2 protein-coding genes are annotated in these 1388 nt (G+C 70.4%); both read left to right on the plus strand.

What is annotated here, in order from left to right:
- Positions 1 to 398 (plus strand): DUF6444 domain-containing protein (locus tag G6R24_RS23100; protein WP_225438884.1); only part of this gene is annotated, 398 nt, incomplete at its 5' end.
- A complete protein-coding gene (tnpC, locus tag G6R24_RS20945) occupies positions 323 to 1315 on the plus strand; it encodes an IS66 family transposase (RefSeq protein WP_225438885.1) in 993 nt (330 codons plus the stop codon). The genes G6R24_RS23100 and tnpC, both read left to right, overlap by 76 nt.
- The last annotated feature ends 73 nt before the right edge of the window (positions 1316 to 1388 follow it).

Consider the following 1388-nt stretch of genomic DNA (forward strand, 5'->3'; position numbering starts at 1 on the left):
GGATCGCCGAGCTGGAAGCCCAGGTCGCGAAGACGTCGCGGAACTCGTCGAAGCCGCCGAGTTCGGACGGGCTGGCCAAGCCACCCCCGAAATCGTTGCGGACGAAGACCGGCCGCAGGCCCGGTGGGCAGGACGGTCATCCCGGATCGACGCTGCGGATGGTCGCCGATCCTGACGAGCGTGTGGTGCACGAGCCGGGGCCGTACTCAGGGTGCGGGACGCAGCTGGCGGATTGGCCGGTGACCCGGACCGAACGCCGGCAGGTGTTCGACCTGCCCGAGCTGCGCCCCCACGTGACCGAGCATCAGCTCCTGGAACGGGAATGCGGCTGCGGGACCCGGACGAAGGCGACCGCACCGGTGGGGGTGGACGCCCCACCCAGTACGGGCCGCGGGTGACCGCGGCGGCGGTCTACCTGTACTCCGGCCGGTTCCTGTCGAAGGACCGGACCGCGACCGCGCTCGCCGAGCTGGTCGGGATACCCCTGTCCGCGGGCACCGTCGCGGCGATGGCCGCCCGCTCCGCCACCGACCTGGAAGGTGTCCTCACCGCGGTCCGCGAGCACCTGGCCGGCGCCGAGGTGATCGGCGCGGACGAGACCGGGCTGCGCGTCGCCGGGAAACTGCACTGGGTGCACTGCGCCCGCACCGGGAAGTACACGTTGATCGACTGCCATCCCCAGCGGGGAACCGCCGGGATCAACGCCCTCGGGGTACTGACCGGGGTCATGGTCCACGACGCCTGGGCGCCCTATGACACCTACACCACCGCCACCCACCAGCTGTGCGTCGCCCACGTGCTCCGCGAGCTGCAGGCGATCACCGACACCGCCCCGGCCGACACCTGGTGCTGGGCCACCCAGGCCGCCGACGCCCTCGTCGCCCTGCACCGGCTCACCCTCGACGCCGCCACCACCGGCACGCCGGTCGACCCGACAGCGCTGGCCACCCACACCCGCCAGCTCCGCCACGCCGCCCACATCGGGATCAGCCAGACCTCACCGCGGGGCACGACACTCATGGCCACCCGCCACGCCTTGGCCTGCCGCCTCCTCGACCGCGAGACCGACTACCTGTGCTTCACCCGTGACCTGCGGGTTCCCGCGGACAACAACGGCTCCGAACACGACATCCGCATGATCAAACTACGGCAGAAAGTCCAGAAAGTCTCCGGGTGCCTCCGCACCCTCACCGGCGCCCGACAGTTCTGCGCGATCCGAAGCTACCTGTCCACCGCCACCAAACACGGCATCGGCCAGTTCCCCGCCCTCGTCCAACTCGCCGAGGGCCACCCCTGGATACCCGCAACCAGCTAACCCACGATCAAAACGGTACCTGACCAGTTACCAGCCGAGTTGGCGCGCGGTTTCTCGCATCGCGTCCATGATG

Source organism: Candidatus Frankia nodulisporulans, from assembly GCF_902806475.1.
Taxonomy (GTDB): Bacteria; Actinomycetota; Actinomycetes; order Frankiales; family Frankiaceae; genus Frankia; species Frankia umida.